General features: G+C 69.5%; 22 protein-coding genes. 9 read left to right on the forward strand and 13 right to left on the reverse strand.

The genetic code is table 11. The features are described 5' to 3' along the window. The first annotated feature begins 246 nt into the window (after positions 1 to 246). Positions 247 to 1032: a pirin family protein gene (locus A6035_RS15685; RefSeq protein ID WP_108849329.1), complete on the forward strand. Its 786-nt coding sequence runs from the start codon at positions 247 to 249 to the stop codon at positions 1030 to 1032. Here the strand turns inward: A6035_RS15685 and A6035_RS15690 are convergent. The 3 genes from A6035_RS15690 to A6035_RS15700 form a co-directional block, all read right to left on the reverse strand. Further along, positions 1029 to 2756 (reverse strand): BCCT family transporter, encoded by a 1728-nt coding sequence (locus A6035_RS15690; RefSeq protein ID WP_108848698.1) that lies wholly within the window; start codon positions 2754 to 2756, stop codon positions 1029 to 1031. The genes A6035_RS15685 and A6035_RS15690 overlap by 4 nt on opposite strands. Before the next feature lie 71 nt (positions 2757 to 2827). Continuing rightward, entirely contained in the window at positions 2828 to 3427 is a 600-nt protein-coding gene (locus A6035_RS15695) for a CAP domain-containing protein (RefSeq protein WP_108848699.1), read from the reverse strand. 186 nt (positions 3428 to 3613) lie between these two features. Continuing rightward, positions 3614 to 4021, reverse strand: coding sequence for a MerR family transcriptional regulator (locus A6035_RS15700; RefSeq protein WP_108848700.1), 408 nt, complete (start codon positions 4019 to 4021; stop codon positions 3614 to 3616). Positions 4022 to 4153: 132 nt separating this feature from the next. On the opposite strand from A6035_RS15700, the gene A6035_RS15705 reads away from it, so the two are divergent. Continuing rightward, complete coding sequence (locus tag A6035_RS15705; RefSeq protein WP_200836405.1) at positions 4154 to 5722, forward strand: SulP family inorganic anion transporter; 1569 nt, start codon at positions 4154 to 4156, stop codon at positions 5720 to 5722. Positions 5723 to 5751: 29 nt separating this feature from the next. Here A6035_RS15705 and A6035_RS15710 read toward each other — a convergent pair whose 3' ends face one another. Both A6035_RS15710 and aspA read right to left on the reverse strand, forming a co-directional pair. Beyond that, positions 5752 to 6528 carry an acetoacetate decarboxylase family protein gene (locus A6035_RS15710; protein ID WP_108848701.1) on the reverse strand — a complete coding sequence of 259 codons (777 nt, stop codon included), beginning with the start codon at positions 6526 to 6528 and terminating at the stop codon, positions 5752 to 5754. 74 nt (positions 6529 to 6602) lie between these two features. After that, positions 6603 to 8066, reverse strand: a complete 1464-nt coding sequence (gene aspA / locus A6035_RS15715; RefSeq protein WP_108848702.1) for an aspartate ammonia-lyase — start codon at positions 8064 to 8066, stop codon at positions 6603 to 6605. Positions 8067 to 8172: 106 nt separating this feature from the next. Between aspA and A6035_RS15720 the strand changes: the two genes are divergently transcribed. Further along, positions 8173 to 8964, forward strand: a complete 792-nt coding sequence (locus A6035_RS15720; RefSeq protein WP_108848703.1) for a phosphatase PAP2 family protein — start codon at positions 8173 to 8175, stop codon at positions 8962 to 8964. Beyond that, the gene (locus A6035_RS15725) at positions 8961 to 9500 is read left to right on the forward strand and encodes an O-acetyl-ADP-ribose deacetylase (RefSeq protein ID WP_108848704.1); all 540 of its coding nucleotides are present in this window, start codon (positions 8961 to 8963) and stop codon (positions 9498 to 9500) included. The genes A6035_RS15720 and A6035_RS15725 overlap by 4 nt, the downstream gene beginning before the upstream one ends. An 878-nt stretch (positions 9501 to 10378) precedes the next feature. Here A6035_RS15725 and htpG read toward each other — a convergent pair. Further along, the gene (gene htpG, locus A6035_RS15735) at positions 10379 to 12412 is read right to left on the reverse strand and encodes a molecular chaperone HtpG (RefSeq protein ID WP_108848705.1); all 2034 of its coding nucleotides are present in this window, start codon (positions 12410 to 12412) and stop codon (positions 10379 to 10381) included. Between the two features lie 133 nt (positions 12413 to 12545). Between htpG and A6035_RS15740 the strand changes: the two genes are divergently transcribed. The 3 genes from A6035_RS15740 (at position 12546) to A6035_RS15750 (ending at position 14522) form a co-directional block, all read left to right on the forward strand. Then, positions 12546 to 13133: a maleylpyruvate isomerase N-terminal domain-containing protein gene (locus A6035_RS15740; RefSeq protein ID WP_108848706.1), complete on the forward strand. Its 588-nt coding sequence runs from the start codon at positions 12546 to 12548 to the stop codon at positions 13131 to 13133. 86 nt (positions 13134 to 13219) lie between these two features. Further along, the gene (locus A6035_RS15745) at positions 13220 to 13648 is read left to right on the forward strand and encodes a VOC family protein (protein WP_108848707.1); all 429 of its coding nucleotides are present in this window, start codon (positions 13220 to 13222) and stop codon (positions 13646 to 13648) included. A 97-nt stretch (positions 13649 to 13745) separates the two neighbouring features. Next, on the forward strand, positions 13746 to 14522 hold the full coding sequence (locus tag A6035_RS15750; RefSeq protein ID WP_108848708.1) for an SDR family NAD(P)-dependent oxidoreductase: 777 nt from the start codon (positions 13746 to 13748) through the stop codon (positions 14520 to 14522). A 105-nt stretch (positions 14523 to 14627) separates the two neighbouring features. Here A6035_RS15750 and A6035_RS15755 read toward each other — a convergent pair whose 3' ends face one another. From A6035_RS15755 to A6035_RS15770, 4 genes are all read right to left on the reverse strand, one after another. Next, positions 14628 to 15458 (reverse strand): amino acid ABC transporter permease, encoded by an 831-nt coding sequence (locus tag A6035_RS15755; protein ID WP_108848709.1) that lies wholly within the window; start codon positions 15456 to 15458, stop codon positions 14628 to 14630. After that, positions 15455 to 16117, reverse strand: coding sequence for an amino acid ABC transporter permease (locus A6035_RS15760; protein ID WP_063973267.1), 663 nt, complete (start codon positions 16115 to 16117; stop codon positions 15455 to 15457). The genes A6035_RS15755 and A6035_RS15760 overlap by 4 nt, the downstream gene beginning before the upstream one ends. Before the next feature lie 120 nt (positions 16118 to 16237). Further along, positions 16238 to 17059, reverse strand: coding sequence for a glutamate ABC transporter substrate-binding protein (locus tag A6035_RS15765; protein WP_108848710.1), 822 nt, complete (start codon positions 17057 to 17059; stop codon positions 16238 to 16240). A gap of 58 nt (positions 17060 to 17117) precedes the next feature. Continuing rightward, on the reverse strand, positions 17118 to 17852 hold the full coding sequence (locus A6035_RS15770; RefSeq protein WP_108848711.1) for an amino acid ABC transporter ATP-binding protein: 735 nt from the start codon (positions 17850 to 17852) through the stop codon (positions 17118 to 17120). 112 nt (positions 17853 to 17964) lie between these two features. Here A6035_RS15770 and A6035_RS15775 point away from each other — a divergent pair, with 112 nt between their 5' ends. Together A6035_RS15775 and A6035_RS15780 are read left to right on the forward strand one after the other, a co-directional pair. Beyond that, complete coding sequence (locus A6035_RS15775; RefSeq protein WP_108848712.1) at positions 17965 to 19203, forward strand: fatty acid desaturase family protein; 1239 nt, start codon at positions 17965 to 17967, stop codon at positions 19201 to 19203. A 1-nt stretch (position 19204) separates the two neighbouring features. Then, positions 19205 to 19681 carry a hypothetical protein gene (locus A6035_RS15780; RefSeq protein WP_108848713.1) on the forward strand — a complete coding sequence of 159 codons (477 nt, stop codon included), beginning with the start codon at positions 19205 to 19207 and terminating at the stop codon, positions 19679 to 19681. 15 nt (positions 19682 to 19696) lie between these two features. Here the strand turns inward: A6035_RS15780 and A6035_RS15785 are convergent, their stop codons facing one another. From A6035_RS15785 to A6035_RS15795, 3 genes are all read right to left on the reverse strand, one after another. Then, positions 19697 to 19975, reverse strand: coding sequence for a WhiB family transcriptional regulator (locus A6035_RS15785; RefSeq protein ID WP_108848714.1), 279 nt, complete (start codon positions 19973 to 19975; stop codon positions 19697 to 19699). Between the two features lie 228 nt (positions 19976 to 20203). Further along, the gene (locus A6035_RS15790; RefSeq protein WP_108848715.1) at positions 20204 to 21196 is read right to left on the reverse strand and encodes a glycosyltransferase; all 993 of its coding nucleotides are present in this window, start codon (positions 21194 to 21196) and stop codon (positions 20204 to 20206) included. Positions 21197 to 21209: 13 nt separating this feature from the next. After that, a complete protein-coding gene (locus tag A6035_RS15795; RefSeq protein WP_108849331.1) occupies positions 21210 to 21770 on the reverse strand; it encodes a type 1 glutamine amidotransferase domain-containing protein in 561 nt (186 codons plus the stop codon). Positions 21771 to 21782 lie beyond the last annotated feature (12 nt).

Genomic DNA, 21782 nt, shown 5'->3' on the forward strand with positions numbered 1-21782 from the left:
CCCTCCGTCGGTCAGTGTGACACCCGTCACGATACCGGCTGGCATGGCCGCCGCGGGCGCATCCGCCACAAACTTGGACAGCCGTTCTGATGCGTGGTTCCGAAGGTTAACCATCCCGGGTTCGGGGTGCCACCGGACGGCCGCACTCGGCCGCACCGCCCGCACGGGCGTTATAGTTGATGCGTCAACCGCAGTGTGCGGCGCTCGCGCCGAGCCCGCCGCACCCCCGAGGAGGTCACCGTGTCCGTGCTCGTCCCCGGCGTCAGGATCCACCGCTCCCGAACGCGGTCCCGCGACCGCGGCGGCTGGCTGGACTCACGGCACTCGTTCTCCTTCGGCCGCTACCAGGACCCCATGAACACGCACTTCGGGCGACTGCTGGTCAACAACGACGACCGCATCGCGCCCGGCACCGGCTTCGACACCCACGGGCACCGCGACATGGAGATCGTCACGTGGGTGCTGTCCGGCTCGCTGGTCCACCAGGACTCCGAGGGCCACAGCGGCGTCATCTACCCGTGTCTCGCCCAGCGGATGAGCGCGGGCTCGGGGATCCTGCACTCCGAACGCAACGACGGCTGGCGCGGCGGCTCGCTCCGCACCGACATCCCGGCCGAACCGGTCCACCTCGTCCAGATGTGGGTCGTCCCGGGCACGACCGGTGAGCAGCCCGGGTACGAACAGCTGGAGATCGACCCACGCGAGCTGGAGAACAAGCTCGTCGTCGTCGCCGGAGGCCTACCCACCCACGCGGAGCGCGCCGCCATCCGGATCCGCAACCGCGCGTCCGCGCTCCACGCCGCCCGGCTCACACCCGGACGCACCGTCGAGCTCCCCGACGCGCCCTACCTCCACCTCTACGTCCCGATCGGGTCGGCCACCCTGGAAGGCGAGGGCGCCCTGGAGGCCGGCGACGCCGCGCGCATGACCGCCACGGGCGGACGACGCGTCACCGCCGGCGCCCAGGGCGCCGAGATCCTCGTCTGGGAGATGCACGCCGGCATGACCATGCTCGACGTGCGCGGACACTAGCCCTTGCCGCTGGACGTCTCCTCCTCGCCGGCGACCGACGGGGCTCCGTCATCCTGCTCGCCGTCCGGGATGTGATAGAGCGGGTGGACCGGCTCCGGTGAGGGCGCCTCCTCGTGCTTCTCGAGCGCCTCGGGCGAGTAGGTCCTCCGCCACTGCCGCGTGATGGTGGGCGGCCGCTCCCCCATGTCGTTGCTGATGCCCCGCACCAGGCTGTACATCATCACGAAGCCGAAGACGAAGAACGGCAGTCCGATGACCGTGATGACCTCCTGCAACGCGGTGAGGCCGCCCTCGCCCGTGCCGGCGAGGATCGTGGCGCCCACGGCACCCATGAGCACGCCCCAGATGACGCGCTGGTGGGTCGGCGAGGTCTGTACGTCGTCGTCCTTGCCGGAGGCGATCATGTCCACGACCATCGACGCCGAGTCGACCGACGTGGTGAAGAAGATGACGACGAGGACCACCGCGAGCCCGGAGAGGAATGTCGCCAGCGGGTAGTTCGAGAGGAACGCGAAGAGCGCACCCGGAATGTCGCCCTCCTCGACCACCGCTTCCGCGAGACCGCCCGTGCCGAACATCTCGATATGGAACGACGCCATACCGAAGATCCCGAACCACAGGACCGAGAAGCCCACCGGCAGGCCGAGGACGCCGAAGACGAACTGACGGATCGTGCGGCCCCGGCTGATGCGGGCGATGAAGATGCCCACGAACGGCGACCACGTGATGGTCCACGCCCAGTAGAAGACGGTCCAGGTGTTCTGCCACGACGCCAGGTCATCGGAGGCCGGGAAGACGTTGTTCCACAGCGCGAGCTCCGGCAGGTTCGACAGATAGATGCCCAGAGACTCGACCGTCCCCTTGAGCAGGAACAGGGTTGGGCCCGTGGCGAGGATGAACAGCAGTAGGGCGATCGCCATGGCGATGTTGAAGTTGGACAGCCGCTTGATGCCCCTCTCAAGGCCGAGGGCGACCGAGATGCAGGCGACCGTGGTGACGACCACGATGATGAGCACCTGCACCACCGACGACATGGCGATGCCGAACAACTCGTTCAGGCCCGCGTTGATCTGCAGCGTGCCCAGCCCGACGGAGGTCGCGACGCCGAACACGGTGCCGACCAAGGCGACCACGTCGATGGTCTTACCGAGCGGGCCGAACACCTTGTCGCCGAGGATCGGGGCGAAGATCGAGCTCACCCGCGGCGGCATCTTGCGCTTGTAGATGAAGTAGGCGAACGCCAACGCCGGCAGCGCGAAGATCGTCCAGGTATGCAGGCCGAAGTGGTAGAGCGTGAACGCCATCGCCTCACTCGCAGCGTTCGGCGTGCCCGGCTCGACGTCCCCGCGGGGCGGGGTGGCGAAGTGGGATATGGGCTCGGCCACGCCCCAGAACATGAGGATCGTGCCGATGCCGGCGGCGAACAGCATGCCGAACCACGCCGCGTTGGAGTGTTCGGGCATCTCGCCGTCCCCTCCGAGCCGCACGTGCCCGAACCGACTGAGCGCGATCCAGACGAGGAAACCCAGGAAGGCGGTGACGCCGAAGATGTAGAACCAACCGAGGTTGGTCATGATCCAGCCCGATGCGGTGCCGAAGACACTGCCCACCCAGTCGCCGAAGAAGAAGGTGATGACGACGAAGGCGATGATCACCCCGACAGTCGAGAAGAACACCCCCGGGTCGGTCTTGAGCCTCAGTGCTCGCAGTATCCGTTCGGACATGGTCTCTCCCGTCGTCTCGGCCCCTTCAGAGCACCGCTGCCGGATCGAGTGGCTCAGTCAGAGTTCACAAGTCAGTACGCGAAGTTGTGTACCACGAAAACTTTGCCGTTGCCGGAGTAGGCGATACCCATGCCCGCCGAACGGTAGCCCGGGTCGAGGAGGTTCTCGTTGTGACCGGGCGAGTTCTTCCACAGATCGACCAGGCAGATCGCCCCACAATGGGTGCCCGCCGCGACGATGTTCTCCCCGTGGCCGCGGTCGATCAGCCCTGTGTTGTGCATCACTTCGTCGCGGGCGGCGAGGCGGTCTGCCCACGCCTGGGCCGCCCGGTCGAGATCGGCGTTGGGCGCCAGGGCCCCGCGGCCGTGGGCGACGCGGTAGGCGTCGATCTCGCGGATGATCCCCTCGCGCAGTCCGCCGGAGACCCCGAAGGCGGCGACATCCCCATAGGCCATCTCACTGGAGCCGACCGCCGCCCACGCCTCCGGCGGCAGGGCGGCGCGCACCTGCGAGACGATCCCCTCCACCTGGGGCGCGAGGTGCGCCGGGATCAGGTGCTGCGGGATGAAGGACGGCAGGGTCTGGGCGGAAGCCGTGGCCGCCCCGCCGCCCAGGAGGGTGGCGGAGGTGATGGCGATCGTCGCGAGTGACGCGGTGAGCCTGGTGCGCATGATGGTGATAATGCCGCTTCGGTGCGCCTGACGCGAACCGTTTGACCGAGCAGGTAACGAGCCGGACTCGGCACCGCGTTACCGCTGTGACCAGCGGCTATCACTGTTGCAGATGTGACAAGAGTGGCCGCACTCTGCGGACGGACAGCCAACTCGTTCGCCGTCCGGGCGGGACGTCTCGGCGGACTAGTCGAGCCTCTCGCGGACCAACTGGAGGAACTCGGCCCCGTAGGCGAGATGGGTCTGCAGATCGCGGTAGCGCGCCTCCGCCTCGGCGTGGATCTCCTCGACGGTCGCCCGCGCCGCGCGCCTCTCCTCCGACCCCGACTCCCCCGCCTGTGGGCGCCGGCCCGCGGCGAGCACGTCCGTGGCCTGCAGGAACTGCTTCATGCGCTCGAGAGAAAAGCCGAGGGGCTTCATCCGCCGCACCAGCAGGAGGCGCTCGACGTCGTCATCCGTGTAGAGCCGGAACCCGCCCGCGGTATGGCCGGAAGGGACGACCAGTCCGAGCTCGTCGTAGTGACGCAGAGTCCGGATCGACAGACCGGTGGCCTCGGCGACCTCGCCGATCTTCCGTACCGCGCCCTCCGACATGCTCCTCCTTGTGGGATTGCTCACAGCGGTCGCCGAAGATTCGCCGCATCGTCAAACCTACCGTTACGGTACCTTCAGAATCTCCCGTTACGGGAGAGTGTGTCACATCCCTCCTCGGTTAGGACAATCCCCATGTCGGCTCCCGCCACCACGCCCGGGGCCTCCTCCCCGGCGCCCGCCGGTGACGATGACGGTGTGGCGCCGGTCGGCGTCGTGGCCTCCTTCCGGTACGCCTTCTCCTCCGTGCGGCGGCTGCGGACCGAGGTGCTGGCCGGTCTGGTCGTCGCGCTCGCCCTGATCCCCGAGGCGATCTCGTTCTCGATCCTCGCCGGCGTTGATCCGCGCGTCGGGCTGTTCGCCTCGTTCACCATGGCCGTGACGATCGCCTTCACCGGCGGACGTCCCGCGATGATCTCGGCGGCGACCGGAGCGATCGCCCTCGTCGTGGCCCCGGTCGCCCGCGACCACGGGATGGACTACCTCGTCGCCACCGTGCTGCTCGCCGGTGTCTTCCAGGTGGTGCTGAGCCTGATCGGGGTGGGCAAGCTCATGCGCTTCATCCCCCGCAGCGTGATGATCGGCTTCGTCAACGCGCTCGCGATCCTCATCTTCGCCGCCCAGATCCCCCACCTGCTGGGCGTTCCGTGGCTCGTCTACCCGATGGTCGCGGCCGGCATCGCGATCATGGTGTTCTTCCCCCGACTGACCACCGCGGTGCCGGCCCCGCTGATCGCGATCATCGCGATCACCGCCGTCGTCCTGCTCTTCGGCTGGTCGATGCCGAACGTCGGCGACCAGGGCGAGCTGCCCTCCTCCCTGCCGGCGCTGTTCTTCCCCGACGTCCCGTGGACGCTGGAGACGCTGCAGATCATCGCCCCTTACGCGCTGGCCACCGCCCTCGTGGGCCTCATGGAATCCCTCATGACGGCCAAGCTCGTCGACGACATCACCGAGGTGCGCACCGACAAGACCCGCGAGGGCTGGGGCCAGGGCGTGGCGAATCTCGTCACCGGGTTCTTCGGTGGCATGGGCGGCTGCGCGATGATCGGCCAGACGATGATCAACGTCAAGCAGTCCGGCGCCCGCACCCGGCTGTCGACCCTCCTGGCAGGCGTCTTCCTGCTCATCCTCGTGGTGGCGCTGGGCGACATCGTCGGGCTGATCCCCATGGCCGCCCTCGTCGCCGTGATGATCATGGTGTCGGTGGCCACCCTGGACTGGCATTCGATCCACCCGCGCACGCTGCGCCTGATGCCGCTGAGCGAGACGGTCGTCATGGCCGTCACCGTGGTCGCCACGGTGATCACCGAGAACCTCGCCATCGGCGTGGTTCTCGGTGTCCTCACCGCGATGATGATGTTCGCCCGGCGCGTGGCCCACATGACGAGCCTGGAGAAGGTCTCCGAGCGCGACGTCGACGACGACGGCACCATCGACATCCGTACCTACCGGGTGCGCGGCGAGCTGTTCTGGGCGTCCAGCAACGACCTCGTGTACCAGTTCGACTACTCCGGCGACCCCGAGCACGTGGTGATCGACCTCACCGAGGCCGACATCTGGGACGCCTCCACTGTCGCCACCCTGGACGCGATCACCCACAAGTACGCGGCCAAGGGCAAGACCGTGGAGATCATCGGACTGGACGGCGCCAGTCAGGATCGTCTGGAGAAACTGTCCGGCAATCTCGGCGAAGGACACTGAGGCGCCCGCGCCGGGGGCCGGCCGGCCCCTCAGCCGATCGGCGCGGGCGCCTGGAACTCGGCCTCGAACTTCTCGTAGGAGAACGTGCCGAGCGCGCGGGCCCGGTCCAGCCCGAGCTCGCGGACGGCCTCGGCGAACCGGGCCACGTCGCCGCCGGCGTCGTCGGCTCCGGGCGCGATCGTCACGCGCGCCCCGCTGAGCGGACGCATCCGCCCGCCGGTCGCCGTGGCCTGGGCCCGGACGAGGACGGGTGCTCCGTCGAGGACCTGGACGCAGTTCATGGCGAGCGACTGACGGCCGGGGATCGGCAGGCCTACGCGCGTGTCCAGCCGGAGTTCGACGCCTCCCGCTCCGGCCGAGCCCACCGCGCCCAGACGTGCGTCGTCGAGGGCGCCTCCGGCGGTGCCGACCATGTCGCCCTTCCACTTGGGGAAGCCCCACAGTTCGTTGCCCGCCGCCAGGGTGAAATCCTGGTCGACCGGCAGCTCGTGGATGTGCACCAGCGTCCCCGCGCCGGGCACGGCGAGCTGGAACGCCAGGCCGATCTCGTGATAGGCGCCGAGGACGTTGCCCGGAACGTCGTGGTAGCGGACGTGGATCATGATCGCCGGGGTGCGCCCGCCGGGCAGCGAGACCGGCTCGGCACCCGCGGTCTCGATCACGGCGGACTGCCGCCCGCCGGCGATGAGCCTGCGCACGACGGCGGATCGTGCAAGGAAGGCCGCCCCGGAGACCGAAGCGGACACGACGGGAACCGGGAACGTGATCTCACGTCCGGCGACGACGCGTGATGTGGGAGAGGTCATAGGCCGACGGTAGCGGTCCCGGCGTCCGGAATCAGCCCCTTGGCAGGCTAACTACTCGGCGCTGAGCCCTGACCTCAGCCCGTCGGCCCCGTCATGTCCTGCCCCGGCTGCGCCACGACGTTCTTGGTCGAGCGTCCCTTGTACTGCGGGCGCAGGAGGTTGGCCGGGGACAGGATGTCGTCGAGCTCCTCCGCGGACAGCAGGCCCATCTCCAGCACGACCTCGCGCACCCCGCGGCCGGAGCGGGCGCACTCGCGGCCCACGATGTCGCCGTTGTGGTGGCCGATGATCGGGTTGAGGTAGGTGACGATCCCGATCGAGTTCATCACGTTGGCCCGGCAGATCTCGGCGTTGGCGGTGATCCCGCGGACGCACTTCTCGGTGAGCGTCTCCATGGCGTTGGTGAGCAGGGAGATGGACTCGAACATGGCCTGGGCGATCACGGGCTCCATGACGTTGAGCTGGAGCTGCCCGGCCTCGGCGGCCATGGTGACGGTCATGTCGTTGCCGATCACCTTGAAGCACACCTGGTTGACGACCTCGGGGATGACCGGATTGACCTTGGCGGGCATGATCGACGACCCCGCCTGGAGTTCGGGCAGGTTGATCTCGTTGAGCCCGGCGCGCGGCCCGGAGGACAGCAGCCGCAGGTCGTTGCAGATCTTCGACAGCTTGACCGCGGTCCGCTTGAGGGCGGCGTGGACGTTGACGTAGTCGCCGGTGTCGCTGGTGGCCTCGATGAGGTTCATCGCGCCGGTGACCGGGAGGCCGGTGACGGCGCGCAGGTGGTTGATGACGGCGCGGCGGTAGTCGGGCGGGGTGTTGACGCCGGTGCCGATCGCGGTGGCGCCGAGGTTGACGTCGAGCAGCATGCGGGCGGCGGACCCGAGGACGTGGAGTTCCTCGTCGAGGTTGACGGCGAACCCGCCGAACTCCTGGCCCAGCGACATGGGCACGGCGTCCTGGAGCTGGGTGCGGCCCATCTTGAGGACCTCGCGGAACTCCTCGGACTTGTCGTAGCAGGCCTCCCGCAGCGCGACGAGCGCCGGTTCGAGCCGCTCGAGCGCGTGCCACAGGGCGATGCGGAACCCGGTGGGATAGGCGTCGTTGGTGGACTGGGACCTGTTGACGTCGTCGTTGGGGCTGACGATGTCGTAGGAGCCCTTGGGATGGCCGAGCCGCTCGAGCGCGAGGTTGGCCACCACCTCGTTGGTGTTCATGTTGACCGAGGTGCCGGCGCCGCCCTGGTACACGCAGGAGGGGAACTGGTCCATGCAGCGCCCGTCGGTGAGGATTTCGTCGCACGCCCCGATGATCGCGTCCGCCACCGTCTCGTCGAGGACGCCCATCTCCAGGTTGGCCAGGGCGGCGGCCTTCTTCACCATGACCATGCCGCGCACGAAGTCGGGGATGTCGCTGACGGTGGTGGGTGCGATGGGGAAGTTCTCGACGGCCCGGACCGTGTGGATGCCGTAATACGCGTCCGCCGGGACCTCCTTGGTGCCGAGCAGGTCTTGTTCCACACGGGTCCGGGTCATTCGTCCTCCGCCTCTCGGGTCGACTCCGGCCCACCCTAACCGCGGGACACCGGGCCTCGTTGCGATCCGCGGGCGGCGACCCCGTGAGCCTGCCTAGTCTGGGGGCATGTCGCGCACGACGACCATCCGCGGCGCCCGGGCCCTGTCCTCGGCGCGGGACGTGCTGCGCCGCCTGTATCCGTCGGACGGGCTGCTCGGCAGCATCGTCGACCGGCGAGATGTGCCGCTGCCCCGGGGGACGTGGGCGATCTTCGGGGTGGCGTTCGTAGGGTTCGCGACGCCGGTGATCGGATTCGTCGAGCTGGCCGAGCGCATCCGCAGCGGCGCCAAGCTGCCCTTCGACCAGCCGGTGATGATGTGGCTCCAGCGCAGGCATTCGCCCCGCAACACGCGGATCGCCCGGGCCGTGACCGAGCTCGGCGGTGTCACGGCGGTGCCGTTGTTCGCGTTGGCGACGTCGGCCTACCTGGTGTCGGTGCGGGGCAGCCGCCGCCCGGCCGCGCTGCTCACGGTGTCGCTGGTGGGGTCGACGATCATCAACTCGGTGCTCAAGGCCCTGTACCGCCGCGCCCGGCCGACGTTCTTCCCGCACATCGTGCAGGAGGAGAGCTTCTCGTTCCCCAGCGGTCACGCCATGGCCAGCGCCGCGCTGGCGGGGTGCACGTGTGTCCTGGCGTGGCCGACGCGGTGGCGGGCCGCGGTGATCGCCGGGTCGGCGGTGTACGTGCCGACCATCGGCGGCACCCGGATGTATCTGGGGGTGCACTTCCCCAGCGACATCCTGGCGGGATGGTGCGTGAGCCTGGCGTGGGTGGGTGAGGTGGCGACCATCATGTGGCTGATGGACCGCCTCGATGACGCGCCGACGCCGATGATCCGCCGGAGGGAGACGGTATGACGACGACGAGGCGCGCACGGACAGAGCTGAGCCACGGCGACATCACGCGCATGGACGTGGACGCGGTGGTCAACGCGGCCAACAGTTCGCTGCTCGGGGGCGGCGGGGTGGACGGGGCGATCCACCGCGCGGGCGGGCCGACCATCCTGGCGGAGTGTCGCGACCTGGGGTCCGGCCCGTTGCCCGACGGGCTGCCGACCGGTCAGGCCGTCGCGACCGGTGCCGGCGACCTGCCCGCACGCTGGGTGATCCACACCGTCGGGCCGATCCACGGCCGCGATCCGGACGGGGACCGGCTGCTCGCCGACTGTTACCGCAACTCGCTCGCGGTGGCCGACGAGCTCGGCGCGCGGACGGTGGCGTTCCCGCTCATCTCCGCGGGGGCCTACGGGTGGCCGCGCGAGGACGCGATCCGCACCGCGCTGGCCACGCTGGCCGCCACCGACACCGGGGTCGAGACCGCCACGCTCGTGCTCTTCGACGCCGACGCCCTGCGCCTGGCCGAGGAGTGCCGCGCCGACATGCTCGGCGACTGAGGTCTCCCCGCCACGCCCGCCCGGGGCTTTCAGGCCGCCCGGCCGCCCGGCCCGATCCGACCAACTCCAGCCGGCCCGATCCGACCAGCTCCAGCCGCCCGGCCCGGTCCGACCAGCTCCAGGCGAAATTCGCTACTCTCCCTCCGGGTTCGCTACCGGTGTAGCAGTAGCGGATGCCGAGACGGAGTAGCGAATTCGGGGGCGTGGATGGTGGCGGACGCAGGTGGGACACGAATCGTCGAGGGCGCACGGGAGGCGGCGAGCGCTCCCGGCCCGGGCGTGGCCCCTGCGGCCGTGCTGACAGAGGTCTTCGCGCCGTGGGTGGTGCTCACGGTCGGGTCGGTACACCTGGGCCGGCGAGTGGGGTCGACCCGATGGGGCGTGGCGACGGCGGCCGGGTTGGGCGTGGTGCCGCAGGCGGCGATCACGTGGCGGGTCCGGCGCAAGGCGCTCTCCGACCACCACGTCACCCGCCGAGAGGACCGGCCGCTGGTGATCGCCGGGATCGCCGTGTCGGTGGCGACCCTGTTGGCGGCCCAGCAGCGCCGCGGCGCGCCGGACGAGCTGCGCCGGATGACGCGGGCCGCGCTCGTGGCGTTGGGCGTCGCCGGGTCCGCGACCCTCAAGGTGAAGGTGTCGTTCCACACGGCGGTGCTGAGCGGGGTGATCGCGGTGCTCGCCCACGAGCTCTCGCCTCGTTACTGGCGACTGCTGGCGCTGGTGCCGCCGGTGGCGTGGGCGCGCGTGCGGATCAGTCACCACACGCCGGTCGAGACGGCCGCGGGCGCGGCGATCGGCCTGGCCTGCGGCTACCTCGGTGGCGGCCGGGGCGTCCTGACCCCCGGCCGCCGCTCACGAGCTGTGACGGACGCCGCCGATCAGATGCGGTCGACCAGCAGCTTGGCGAACGCGGCCGGGTCGGACAGCGTGCCACCCTCGGCGAGGACTGCGGCACCCGAGATGAGCCGCGCGGTGTCCTTGAGCTCGGGCGCCGAGGGATCCTCGGCGTGCCGGGCGCGCAGGCGCTCGACCAGCGGGTGCGTGGGGTTGAGCTCGAGGATCCGCTTGCTCACCGGCAGCTCCATGCCCGAGGCGCGGTACATGGCCTCCAGCTGCGGGGTCATGTCGAACTCGTCACCGACCATGCACGCCGCCGACTCGGTGAGGCGGTGCGACAGGCGCACCTGCTTGACCTCGTCGGACAGCTCCTCGCCCAGCCAGGTGAGCAGGTCGGCGTACTCGGCGGCGTCGGGCTCGTCCTTGCCCTCCTCCACCTCCCCGCCGATGCCGGACAGGTCCACGTCGCCCTTGGCCACGGACCGCAGCCGCTTGCCGTCGACCTCGCCGACCGCATCCACCCACACCTCGTCGACCGGGTCGGTGAGGATGAGGACCTCGACGCCACGGGCACGGAACGCCTCCAGGTGCGGGGAGTTCTCCACCGCCGCGCGGGACGTGCCGGTGAGGTAGTAGATCTCCTCCTGCCCGTCCGCCATGCGGGAGATGTAGTCGGCGATGGTGGTGCCCACCTCGTCGTCGTCCCCGGTCTTCTCGCCCTCGCCCTTCGGCGCCTTCTCCGACGCGGTGGCGGGCCGGGTCGACGCGAAGGTGCTCACGGCGAGCAGCTGCTCGCGGGCGTCGACATCGGAGATCAGGCCCTCCTTGAGGACCGCGCCGAAGTTGGCCCAGAAGCTGCGGAACTCCTCCGGCCGGTCGTTGCGGAGCTGCTCGATGGTCTGCAGCACCCGCTTGACCAGACGCTTGCGGATCGCCCGGATCTGACGGTCCTGCTGCAGGATCTCGCGCGAGACGTTGAGCGACAGGTCCTGGGCGTCGACGATGCCCTTGACGAAGCGGAGGAACGGCGGGACCAGCTCCTCGCAGTCGTCCATGATGAACACCCGGCGGACGTACAGCTGCACGCCGCGCTTGGTGTCCGGGGAGAACAGGTCGAACGGCACCTGCGTGGGCAGGAACAGCAGCGCCTGGTACTCGAACGTCCCCTCGGCTTTGAGAGTGATGGTCTCCAGCGGCTCGTCCCACGCGTGCGAGATGTGGCGGTAGAACTCGGCGTACTCCTCGTCGGTGACCTCCGACTTCGGCCGGGTCCACAGCGCCTTCTGCGAGTTCAGGGTGACGGTCTCGGTGATGGTGCCGCCGGCCGGGGCGTCGCCGGACTCCCCGTCAGCCGCGCCCTCCTCGTCTCCCGGCGCCGGGCGCTCGACGTCCATCCGGATGGGCCACGCGATGAAGTCCGAGTAGGTACGCACCACCCGGCGGAGCGTGTGCTCCTCGGCGTAGTCCGGGAGGGCCGCGTCCCCACCGGCGGGCTTGAGCTGCAGGATGACCGACGTGCCCTGCGGGGCGTCCGGCGCCTCCTCGATCGTGTACGTGTCCTCGCCACTCGAGGCCCAGCGGGTGCCCGTGCTCTCGCCGGCCTTGCGGGTCACGAGCGTGACCGTGTCGGCGACCATGAACGTCGAGTAGAAGCCGATGCCGAACTGGCCGATGAGGTCCGCGGTGGCCTGCTCGGAGACCTCGCCGGACTCCTGGGCGGCCCGCGCTGCGGCGAGCGCCTCGCGCATCTGACCGGTGCCCGACCTGGCGAGCGTGCCGATGAGGTCGACCACCTCGTCGCGGGACATGCCGATACCGTTGTCTCGGATCGTCAGCGTGCGCGCCGCCGCGTCCGGGACCAGCTCGATGTGCAGGTCCGAGGTGTCCACCCCGAGCGAGGAATCCTGCAGCGCGGCCAGGCGGAGCTTGTCCAGCGCGTCGGAGGAGTTGGAGATGACCTCGCGAAGGAAGGTGTCCGGATTCGAGTAGATCGAGTGGATCATCAGATCCAGCAGCTGCCGGGTCTCGGCCTGGAACTCCCGGGTCTCGGCGGCACCGGAGGTCTGCGGGCTCATGTCGGGTATCGGTCCTTTCTCGTCACGTCGCACGGGGGCGAGAGGCGGGTGCGCTCACCACATGCACTCTGTTCTCGCCGTCAGGACCAACCTAGTGTGGAGCTCTGACATTCCCCGAGATGAGGTGCCGCCCGTGACCCCGTCGCCACTGCCCCCGGAGGACCTCGACGTCCTCGACCGGTCGACGAAGGTGTTCGCGCGCGCGCTCACCTCGCCGCTGGACGGCGACTGCGAGGCCTGCCCCGGCTGGTCCCGGCGCGACCTCGCCAACCACGTCCTGGGCGGCGGGCTGCGGTACGCCGCCTACTTCCCGCGACTTCCGGAATCGGAGATCGGCTGGACCCGCACCGCCGACCACGCCGGCGACACGCCGGTCCCCGCCCTGTACCGCACCTCCGCCGGCCTGCGTAAGGAACTGGCCCGGGCCCGCGACGCGGACGCCCCCGTCCAGCACCGGCTGGCCGAGATCCCCGTCCGCGACCTCCTCGCGCTGCGTGTGTTCGAACTGCTCATCCACGCCCACGACCTCGACCCGGCCTCGTGGGAGTCGGAGGACACCGAGGAGCTCGCCGCGTGGACCCTGGCCCACGCGCGGGACGTGGTCGAGCTGATGCGGTCCTTCGACGTGCTCGCCGACGCGGTCCCGGTCCCGATCGGAGCCGATGCCCGCACCCGGCTCCTCGCGCTGTCCGGTCGCCAGGATCACGCCGACTCGATTTAACGTGACTCAGCCCACATCCACGGTCTAGCGTTATCGCTACCGGGCGGCACCGACAGGCGGACGCCCACGATGAGAGGCCGCGGCAGATGTCCATGACCTGCGCCCCGTACATCTCCTTCCCGGGCAACGCCTCGGAGGCGTTCCCGTACTACCACGAGCTCTTCGGCGGGGAGCTGAGCCTGATGACCTACGACCAGTTCCCGTCGACGGACGACTTCCCGTTCGACCCGCCGCACGGCTCGGTCGCCCACGCGACCCTCGCGGCGCCTGGGATCACCCTCACCGGCGGCGACGCCATGGGCGAGTCCCTGCCGCAGCTGCGAAACGACGTCTACTCGTTCCTGCTCGGATTCGACACCGAGGACGAGGCCCGCGCCTTCCTCGCCAAGGTCACCGACAGCGGCGGTCAGATGGCGATGCCGTTCGAGGTCGCGCCGTGGGGCGACCGGTACGGGCAGGTCCACGACCGGTTCGGCATCCGCTGGGACGTCGTGGTCCCCGGCACCGGCGGGTAGCCGGCGGCCGCGGCGGAACCGGCGTCCCGCTGCCGATCGCCGTCGAGCCTGATGGAAGACACCCGTATCCATCGCCGGTGCTTGTTACGGTGCACGTATGGAGATCTCTGGAGCAAGTGCCATCGTCACGGGCGGCGCATCGGGAATCGGCGCCGCCGTCGTCCGTCAACTCGCCGCCAAGGGCGCCAAGGTCGTCGTCGCCGACCTCAACGCCGAGAAGGGTGAGTCCCTGGCGAACGAGGTCGGCGGCACGTTCGTCGCCGTCGACGTGACCAAGACCGAGGACAACGAGAAGGCCGTCGCCGCCGCGCTCGAGCTGGGCCCGCTGCGCTACCTCGTCAACTCCGCCGGCATCGGGTGGGCGCAGCGCACGATCGGTCGCGACGGCGAGTACTCGTCGGCCTTCGACCTGAACTCGTTCCGCAAGGTCATCGACATCAATCTCATCGGCTCGTTCGACATGCTGCGCCTGGCCGCCACCAAGATGAGCACCCAGGAGGCCGACGAGGACGGCCAGCGGGGCGCGATCGTCAACATGGCCTCCGTCGCGGCGTTCGACGGCCAGATCGGCCAGGCCGCGTACTCCGCGTCCAAGGGCGGCATCGTCGGCCTGACCCTCCCGGTCGCCCGCGACCTCTCGGCCGCCGGCATTCGCCTCAACACCGTGGCGCCGGGCCTCATCGACACCCCGATCTACGGCGAGGGCCCGGAGTCGGAGGCGTTCAAGGCCAAGCTCGGCGAGAGCGTCCTGCACCCCAAGCGCCTCGGCTCGGGCGACGAGCTGGCGTCCATGGTCATGGAGCTGCTCACCAACCCGTACATGAACGCCGAGACCATCCGCGTCGACGGTGGCATCCGGATGCCACCGAAGTGACCTGACCGGTCGACACACGACGAGAGGGGCCCCGCCGGATCGGATCCGGCGGGGCCCCTCTCTCAGGCCCGGGCCGGCGGGCGGAACAGGAAGTGGCGCGGCGGGTCAGGCCCTGGCCCGGCGCTTCTTCATCCGGCCCTCGAGGTACACGGCGAACCTGGTCAGCGTGTAGTTGATGACGATGAACAGGATGCCCGCCACGATGTAGGCGGGGACCGTGTTGGCGTACGCCGAGCCGAGGGTCTTGGACCAGTTGAGCAACTCGAGGTAGGTGATGCCGTAGCCCAGGGCGGAGTCCTTGAGGACGACGACGAGTTGGCCGACGAGCGCCGGGAGCATCGCCGTGAGGGCCTGGGGGAGCTGGATCGACCGCAGCACCTGCCCGGAGGTGAGGCCCACCGACAGTCCCGCCTCGGACTGCCCCTTGGGCAGACCGTGGACACCGGAGCGGACGAGCTCGGCGATGACGGCACCGTTGTAGAGCGTGAGGGCGGTGACGACGGCGGCGAGCGGCGCGTGCTGGTTGGGCACGAGGTTCGACGTGGCGAAGTAGCCGAAGTAGGCGAACACCATCATCAGCAGGACCGGCACGGCGCGGAAGAACTCGACGATCACACTGCAGAACCACCGCAGGGGGGCGAACGGTGAGAGGCGGCCCATGCCGAACAGCAGGCCGAACACCACCGCGAGGACGATCGAGATCCCGGCCGCGGTGAACGTGCCCTTGAGGCCCGGGATGAGGTACGACGTCCACACGTCGGGGTCGGTGACGAAGGGTTCCCACATGAAGGCCTTGAGCTGGCCGGCCTTCTGGAACTGCAGGTAGACGACGTAGGCGATGCCGATCACGAGGATCGCGCCCACCGCCGTGAGGATGCGGTGCCGCAGCCTGGCCCTGGGGCCGGGCGCGTCGAACAGGACGGCCTGGGTGCTCATCGCTTCACCGCCAGCTTCCGGGAGAGGGAGGTGGTCCACAGCCCGATCGGGAGGGTGAGGACCACGAAGACCATCGCGAAGAAGAAGAACGTCGGCAGGCTCGCACCCTCGTTCTCGGTGATCACCTGCAGCAGTCCCGCCGAGTCGCCGACACCGATCACGGCCGCGACGGTGGAGTTCTTGATGAGCGCGATGATGACCGAGCCCAGCGGGGCGATCGCGCCGCGGAACGCCTGCGGGAGGATCACCTCGCGCAGGGACTGGCCGAAGCCCAGTCCGATCGATCGGGCCGCCTCGGCCTGCCCCACCGGCACGGTGTTGACTCCGGAGCGCAGGGCCTCGCAGATGTAGGCCGCGTGGTAGACGGCCAGCATGATCGCCGCCCACCAGAACGCGTTGCGCGCGAAGTCGTCGGAGACCGACAGCTGGAGGATGAAGGACAGGCCCAGGATGCTGAAGACCATCAGCAGCGTCAGCGGCAGGTTCCGGAACGTGTTGACGTACGAGGTCCCCAGGCCGCGCAGCACCGCCACCGGGGACACGCGCAGGACGGCCACGATCGTTCCCAGGATCAGGGCGCCGATGCTGCCCAGGATCGAGAGCTGGATGGTCACCCAGACCGCACCGAGGACGTCATAGTCGGCGAAGATGTCGCCCATGGTCCACCTTCCGTGATGGGGTGCCGGCCCTCCGCGCCGTCGCCCGGGTGGGCGGCAGGCGCGGAGGTGGCGGGGCCGGCCGGGTCGTGTGTCGACCCGGCCGGCGAGGGACGGTTCAGATCAGGCGCAGGCGTCCGGCTCGGGCGGGTTGCCCTCGCCCGGGGTGAAGCCGGCGGCGCCGAGGTTCTCCTCGACCGCGGTGTCCCAGCTGCCGTCCGAGATCATCTCGCGGATGGCCTCGTTGATCTGCTCGCACTTCTCCGTGTCGCCCTTAGCGATGCCCACGCCGTAGCGCTCCTCGGTGAACGGCGCGCCGACCACCTCGAGCTGACCCTGGTACTGGTCCTGGGAGGCGTAGCCCGCGAGGATCGTGTCGTCCGTGGTCAGGGCGTCGACCGCGTTGGACACCAGCGCGGAGACGCACTCGGAGTAGGTGCCGAACTCCTGCAGGTTCACGCCCGGCACCTGCTCCTTGACGGTCTGCGCCGAGGTGGAGCCGGTGACCGAGCACAGGCGCTTGCCGTCGAGGGAGTCCGGGCCGGTGATCGAGTCGTCGTCGCTGCGGACCAGCAGGTCTTGGCCGGCGATGAAGTACGGCCCGGCGAATCCGACCTTCTCCCTACGGGAGTCGGTGATGGAGTACGTGGCCACGATCATGTCGACCTGACCGGTCTCCAGCAGCGTCTCGCGCTGGGCGCTCGGCGCCTGGATCCACTCGATGTCGTCCTCGGCGGTGCCGAGCTTCTCCGCGATGTAGCGGGCGACGTCGACGTCGAAGCCGGTGTACTCGTTGCCCTCCTTGAGGCCGAGGCCCGGCTGGTCGAACTTGATGCCGACCCTCAGCTGGTTCCCGCCGTCGCCGCCGTCGTCGCTGCCGCACGCGCTCAGCCCGAGCGCCAGGGAGACGGCCGCCGCGGCCGCTCCGATCCGTCGGATGTTCATGAGTACTCCTCGTGGGGTGGGGTGGATGGGTCCTGAGCGGGTCCGCGGACGGGCCCTTCTAGTTGGAGAGGATCTTGGACAGGAAGTCCTTGGCCCGGGCGCTCTGCGGATTGGTGAAGAACTCCTCGGGTGTGGCCTGCTCGACCAGCTCGCCGTCCGCCATGAAGATCACCCGGTCGGCGGCCTTACGTGCAAAGCCCATCTCGTGGGTCACCACGACCATCGTCATGCCGGTCTTGGCCAGGCCGGTCATCACGTCGAGGACCTCGTTGATCATCTCGGGGTCCAGGGCGGAGGTCGGCTCGTCGAAGAGCATGACCTTGGGGTCCATGGCCAGCGACCGGGCGATCGCCACGCGCTGCTGCTGGCCACCCGACAGCTGCGCCGGGTACTTGGCCGCCTGCTGCTCGACCCCGACCCGGGTGAGCAGCTCCATGGCCCGCTTCTCCGCCTCCGCCTTGCCCTGCTTACGGACCTTGACCGGCCCCAGGGTGACGTTCTCCAGGATCGTCTTGTGGGCGAAGAGGTTGAAGGACTGGAAGACCATCCCCACGTCGGCGCGCAGCTTGGCGAGCGCCTTGCCCTCCTCGGGCAGCGGCTTGCCGTCGATCGTGATGGAACCGGACTCGAACGTCTCGAGCCGGTTGATCGTGCGGCACAGCGTCGACTTACCGGAGCCGGACGGCCCGATCACCACGACGACCTCTCCCTGCTCGATGGACAGGTTGATGTCCTTGAGCGCGTGGAAGTCACCGAAGTGCTTATTGACGCCTGAGATCTCGACGAGAGCCATGTGAGGAACTATAGGGCTCCGAAAGGCCCGGCCGCCCCAAGACCGGGGACGTGTCCGCTATGCGTACCGCGGACCGGTCGACATGGCATGCACCGGTGCGTACCGTCGGCACATGGCGATATCAGATGTCAGGGAATACGCCCATCTCACCGCCGAAGACGTAGAGGCCATCGGCGAGGAGCTCGAGGCGATCCGTCAGGAGACCGTGGACTCGCTCGGTGACCGCGACCGGCGCTATGTCCAGAACACCATCAGACTGCAGCGCGGCCTCGTGGCCGGCGGCCGCGTCGTCCTGCTCTTCTCCGGGTACCGGCCCGCATGGGCCCTCGGCACCGGCCTGCTGGCCGCCGGGAAGATCATCGAGAACATGGAGCTCGGGCACAACGTGATGCACGGGCAGTGGGACTGGATGAACGATCCGGTCGTGCACTCCAGCTCGTGGGAGTGGGACATCGTCGGCACGTCCGAGCACTGGAAGGCCACGCACAACTACCACCATCACAAGTACACCAACATCATCGGCATGGACGACGACGTCGGGTACGGCGTGGTGCGGGTGACGCGGGACCAGCCGTGGCACCCCGCCTTCGCGCTCAACCTGGTGTGGAACACCATGCTCGCGTTCGCGTTCCAGTGGGGCGTCGGGGTCCAGCACCTCGAGATCGCACCGGGGACCATCAACTCCTCGGGGTGGAAGGAGCAGAAGAAGCGGATCGGGCAGTTCCTGCGCAAGGCCCGCCGCCAGGTCGGCAAGGACTACGTGTGGTTCCCGCTGCTGTCGGGTCCCAACTGGAAGACCACCATGAGCGCGAACATGACCGCCAACGTCATCCGCAACCTGTGGTCCAACGCCGTGATCTTCTGCGGCCACTTCCCGGACGGTGCGGACAAGTTCACGCTCGAGGACCTGGAGCACGAGACCCAAGCGCAGTGGTACCTGCGTCAGATGCTCGGCTCGGCCAACTTCACCGGCAGCAAGCTCACGCACTTCATGTCCGGCAACCTGTCGTTCCAGATCGAGCACCACCTGTTCCCCACGATCCCGTCCAACCGGTACGCCGAGGTCTCGGAGAAGGTGCAGGACGTCTGCCGCCGCTGGGACCTGCCGTACACCACCGGCCCGCTGTACAAGCAGTACTGGCAGTCGTGGCGCACGATCGCCAAGCTGTCGCTGCCGGACCGGTTCCTCAAGGCCACGACCGACGACGCGCCGGAGACCCGGTCGGAGAAGATGTTCGCCGGCGAGCCCAAGAACTATGAGACCCGCGACGGTCGGCGCGCGGGCCTGGTCACGGCGCTCAAGCACCACACCGACCCCCGACAGTTGCAGCGCATCACCCGGACGGTCTGACGTGGCGGGAGACGACGTGGGCCCCGGCGCGGACGGCCGCACCCCGAGCGTCGACCAGACGCATCGGCGGCCCGAGGGTGCGACCGACGCCGAGGTCGAGGCGGCCGGCACCGTGAGCGAGGCGATGGAGTACATCGAGCGGGCCCGCGGTCGGTTGTACGACCTGCACCAGCTCATCGGCCGGGCGGACATCCTCTTCCAGCAGGCGGCTGATCAGCTCGACCAGATCGGTCGGGCCGAGCTGGCCGAGCGGATCCGCACGGAGGTGGTGGGGATCAACCTCCTCCACGGGCGCTGGACCTTCCAGATGGTGGAGGAGTTCGACGACGGCTTCTGGAGCACAGCCCGCGAGCTCGACCGCTCGGTCCGCGACGAACTCACCGGCGGCAGGCGGCACGTCTTCGAGGCGGAGATGAAGGAGGCGAGTCGGAGCAGGGGCCGCCGTGGACACGAGGCGACCCCTGAGGACTCGAACTGACGGTGTGCGGGGGCGTCAGCCCGTCCGGTGGCGGCCGGCGATCCGGTGTCGGTCGGCCTCGGTGAGGCCGCCCCACACGCCGTACAACTCCTTGGTCTCGAGGGCGAACGTCCTGCAGGTGTCGAAGACGGGGCAGCCGGCGCATATGGCCTTGGCCTGATCCTCCTTCTTCCGGCGCGCGCCCTTCGACTCCTCCTCGAGGCTGTAGAACAGGTCCTCGTGCCCGATGCACGCCGCACCGTCGCGCCACGACCAGAATGCCGCCGTGGGCTCGAGGTTCTTGTATCTGGGCATATAGCCTCCGTCCCCACCGCTCCGAAGTGCCCGAGATGGGCCCTGGTCGTCCAGAGGCGGTGCTCTGCACACATCCTGTCAGTGATCCGCCCCGCGCCGCGCGGAGTGAACTCACATACCGAGAGGTATATGTGGCTGTCAAGGGGTTGCGCAGCACTTTTACGCCGGAATCCACTACTGGTGAGAAGTTGTCCATCCCTTGATGTCCGGCACCGTGGGTCGGAGTGGTCAGCGGCGAGCCGATGCCCTCGTCGTCGTCGACCGGATGACCTCCGCAGCGCGCGACGCCGCGCCGTCCACCCCCCACCACTTCCGGATCCCCCCGGACTCACCGTCCAGAGCGCGGTCCACCTGCTCGCGCACCGCGTGCGCGACCGCCGTGGGCCCGTCCCCGTACCGCATCACCGACGTGCCGGGGAGCCCGGCCAGCGCCTCGGCGGTGGCGTCGTACTCCCCGTGATCGTGCTTTCCCGGGACCACCACGAGCGGGACGTCCGCGCAGGCGGCATCGGCCACGGACGCTTGGCCCGCCCCGGTGACCACCACATCGGCAGAGCACAGCTCGGACCACGGGTCGTCGTGCCACGCCCCGTCCGGCCCGCCCAGCTCCGCCCATTCCGCCACGCCCAGCTCACCGGCGGTCGTGCGGACCGCGCGCCAGAAACGGTGATCCCAGACTTCACCGGATCCGTTGAGGTGGACCACGCGGGGGCGTCGGCGCCGGTCGCGCGGCTCGGGCGCGGGCTCGCGATGTTCGAAGCGGGAGATCCCCCCGATCTCGTGGACCGCGCGGCCCGCCTGCGCGACGGCCTCGCGGTGCGCCCCGGGCGGCCACGCCGCGATGAGTTTCTCTGCGGCGCGACAGCGGAGCCGGTGCGGTTCGTCGTCCCGCAGCCCGGGCGGCAGGGTGCTCACCATCGGGACGCCGGCCATGCGCGCGGCCAGCGACATCCCCGGCGACGAGTCGACCCAGAACGCCCGCGGCCTGGCGCGGTCGATCCACGCCACCGCACTGCGGCGGGCGGCGACCGCGAGGCCCTCGTCCGCGACCCCGTCGACGGGCAGATGGACCACCTCGATCCCCGACGGGCGGAGGGCGTGATCGAACGGCCCGGTCACGAGCATCGTGACCTCCTCGCCCCGCTCACTCAGAGCCGCGACGACCGGCAGCACCCGGTGCAGATGCCCGCGCCCACGGTTGTGGACGTAGACGCCGATCATCGTCGGAGCGTCCTCAGGCGTCTCCGCGAAGGGCCTCGAGGAGCGCGTCGCAGAAGGCGGGCAGGTCGTCGGGCCGGCGGCTGGTCGTGATCCCGCTGTCGCTGACGAGTTCCTCGTCGACCCACTCCGCGCCCGCGTTGACCAGATCCGTCCGCAGGCTCGGGTAGGACGTGATCCGACGGCCGCGGACCACGTCAGCCTCGACCAGCGTCCACGGGGCGTGGCAGATGGCGAACACGGGCTTGCCCGCGTCGACCATCTCGCGCACCAGGTTCACGGCGTGGGGGTCCTGCCGCAGCGCGTCCGGGTTGGCGACGCCGCCGGGCAGGACCAGCACGTCGATGTCGGCGGCCGAGGTCTCGGCGCTCGTCCGGTCGACGGCGTGCGAGCCGGCCGGGTCGAGGTGGTCGACCAGCCCGACCTCACCGCCGTCCGTGCTGACGAGGATCGGGATGTGACCCGCCTCGGAGACGGCGCCCCACGGCTCGGTGAGTTCGACGCGCTCGATGCCCTCGGAGGCCACGAGGAAAGCGACGGTTCGGGTGTCGGTTCGTGCATCCTGTGTCTCGGTCATGCCCCCGATCGT

Origin of the sequence: Dietzia lutea (assembly GCF_003096075.1) — a bacterium.
GTDB lineage: Bacteria > Actinomycetota > Actinomycetes > Mycobacteriales > Mycobacteriaceae > Dietzia > Dietzia lutea.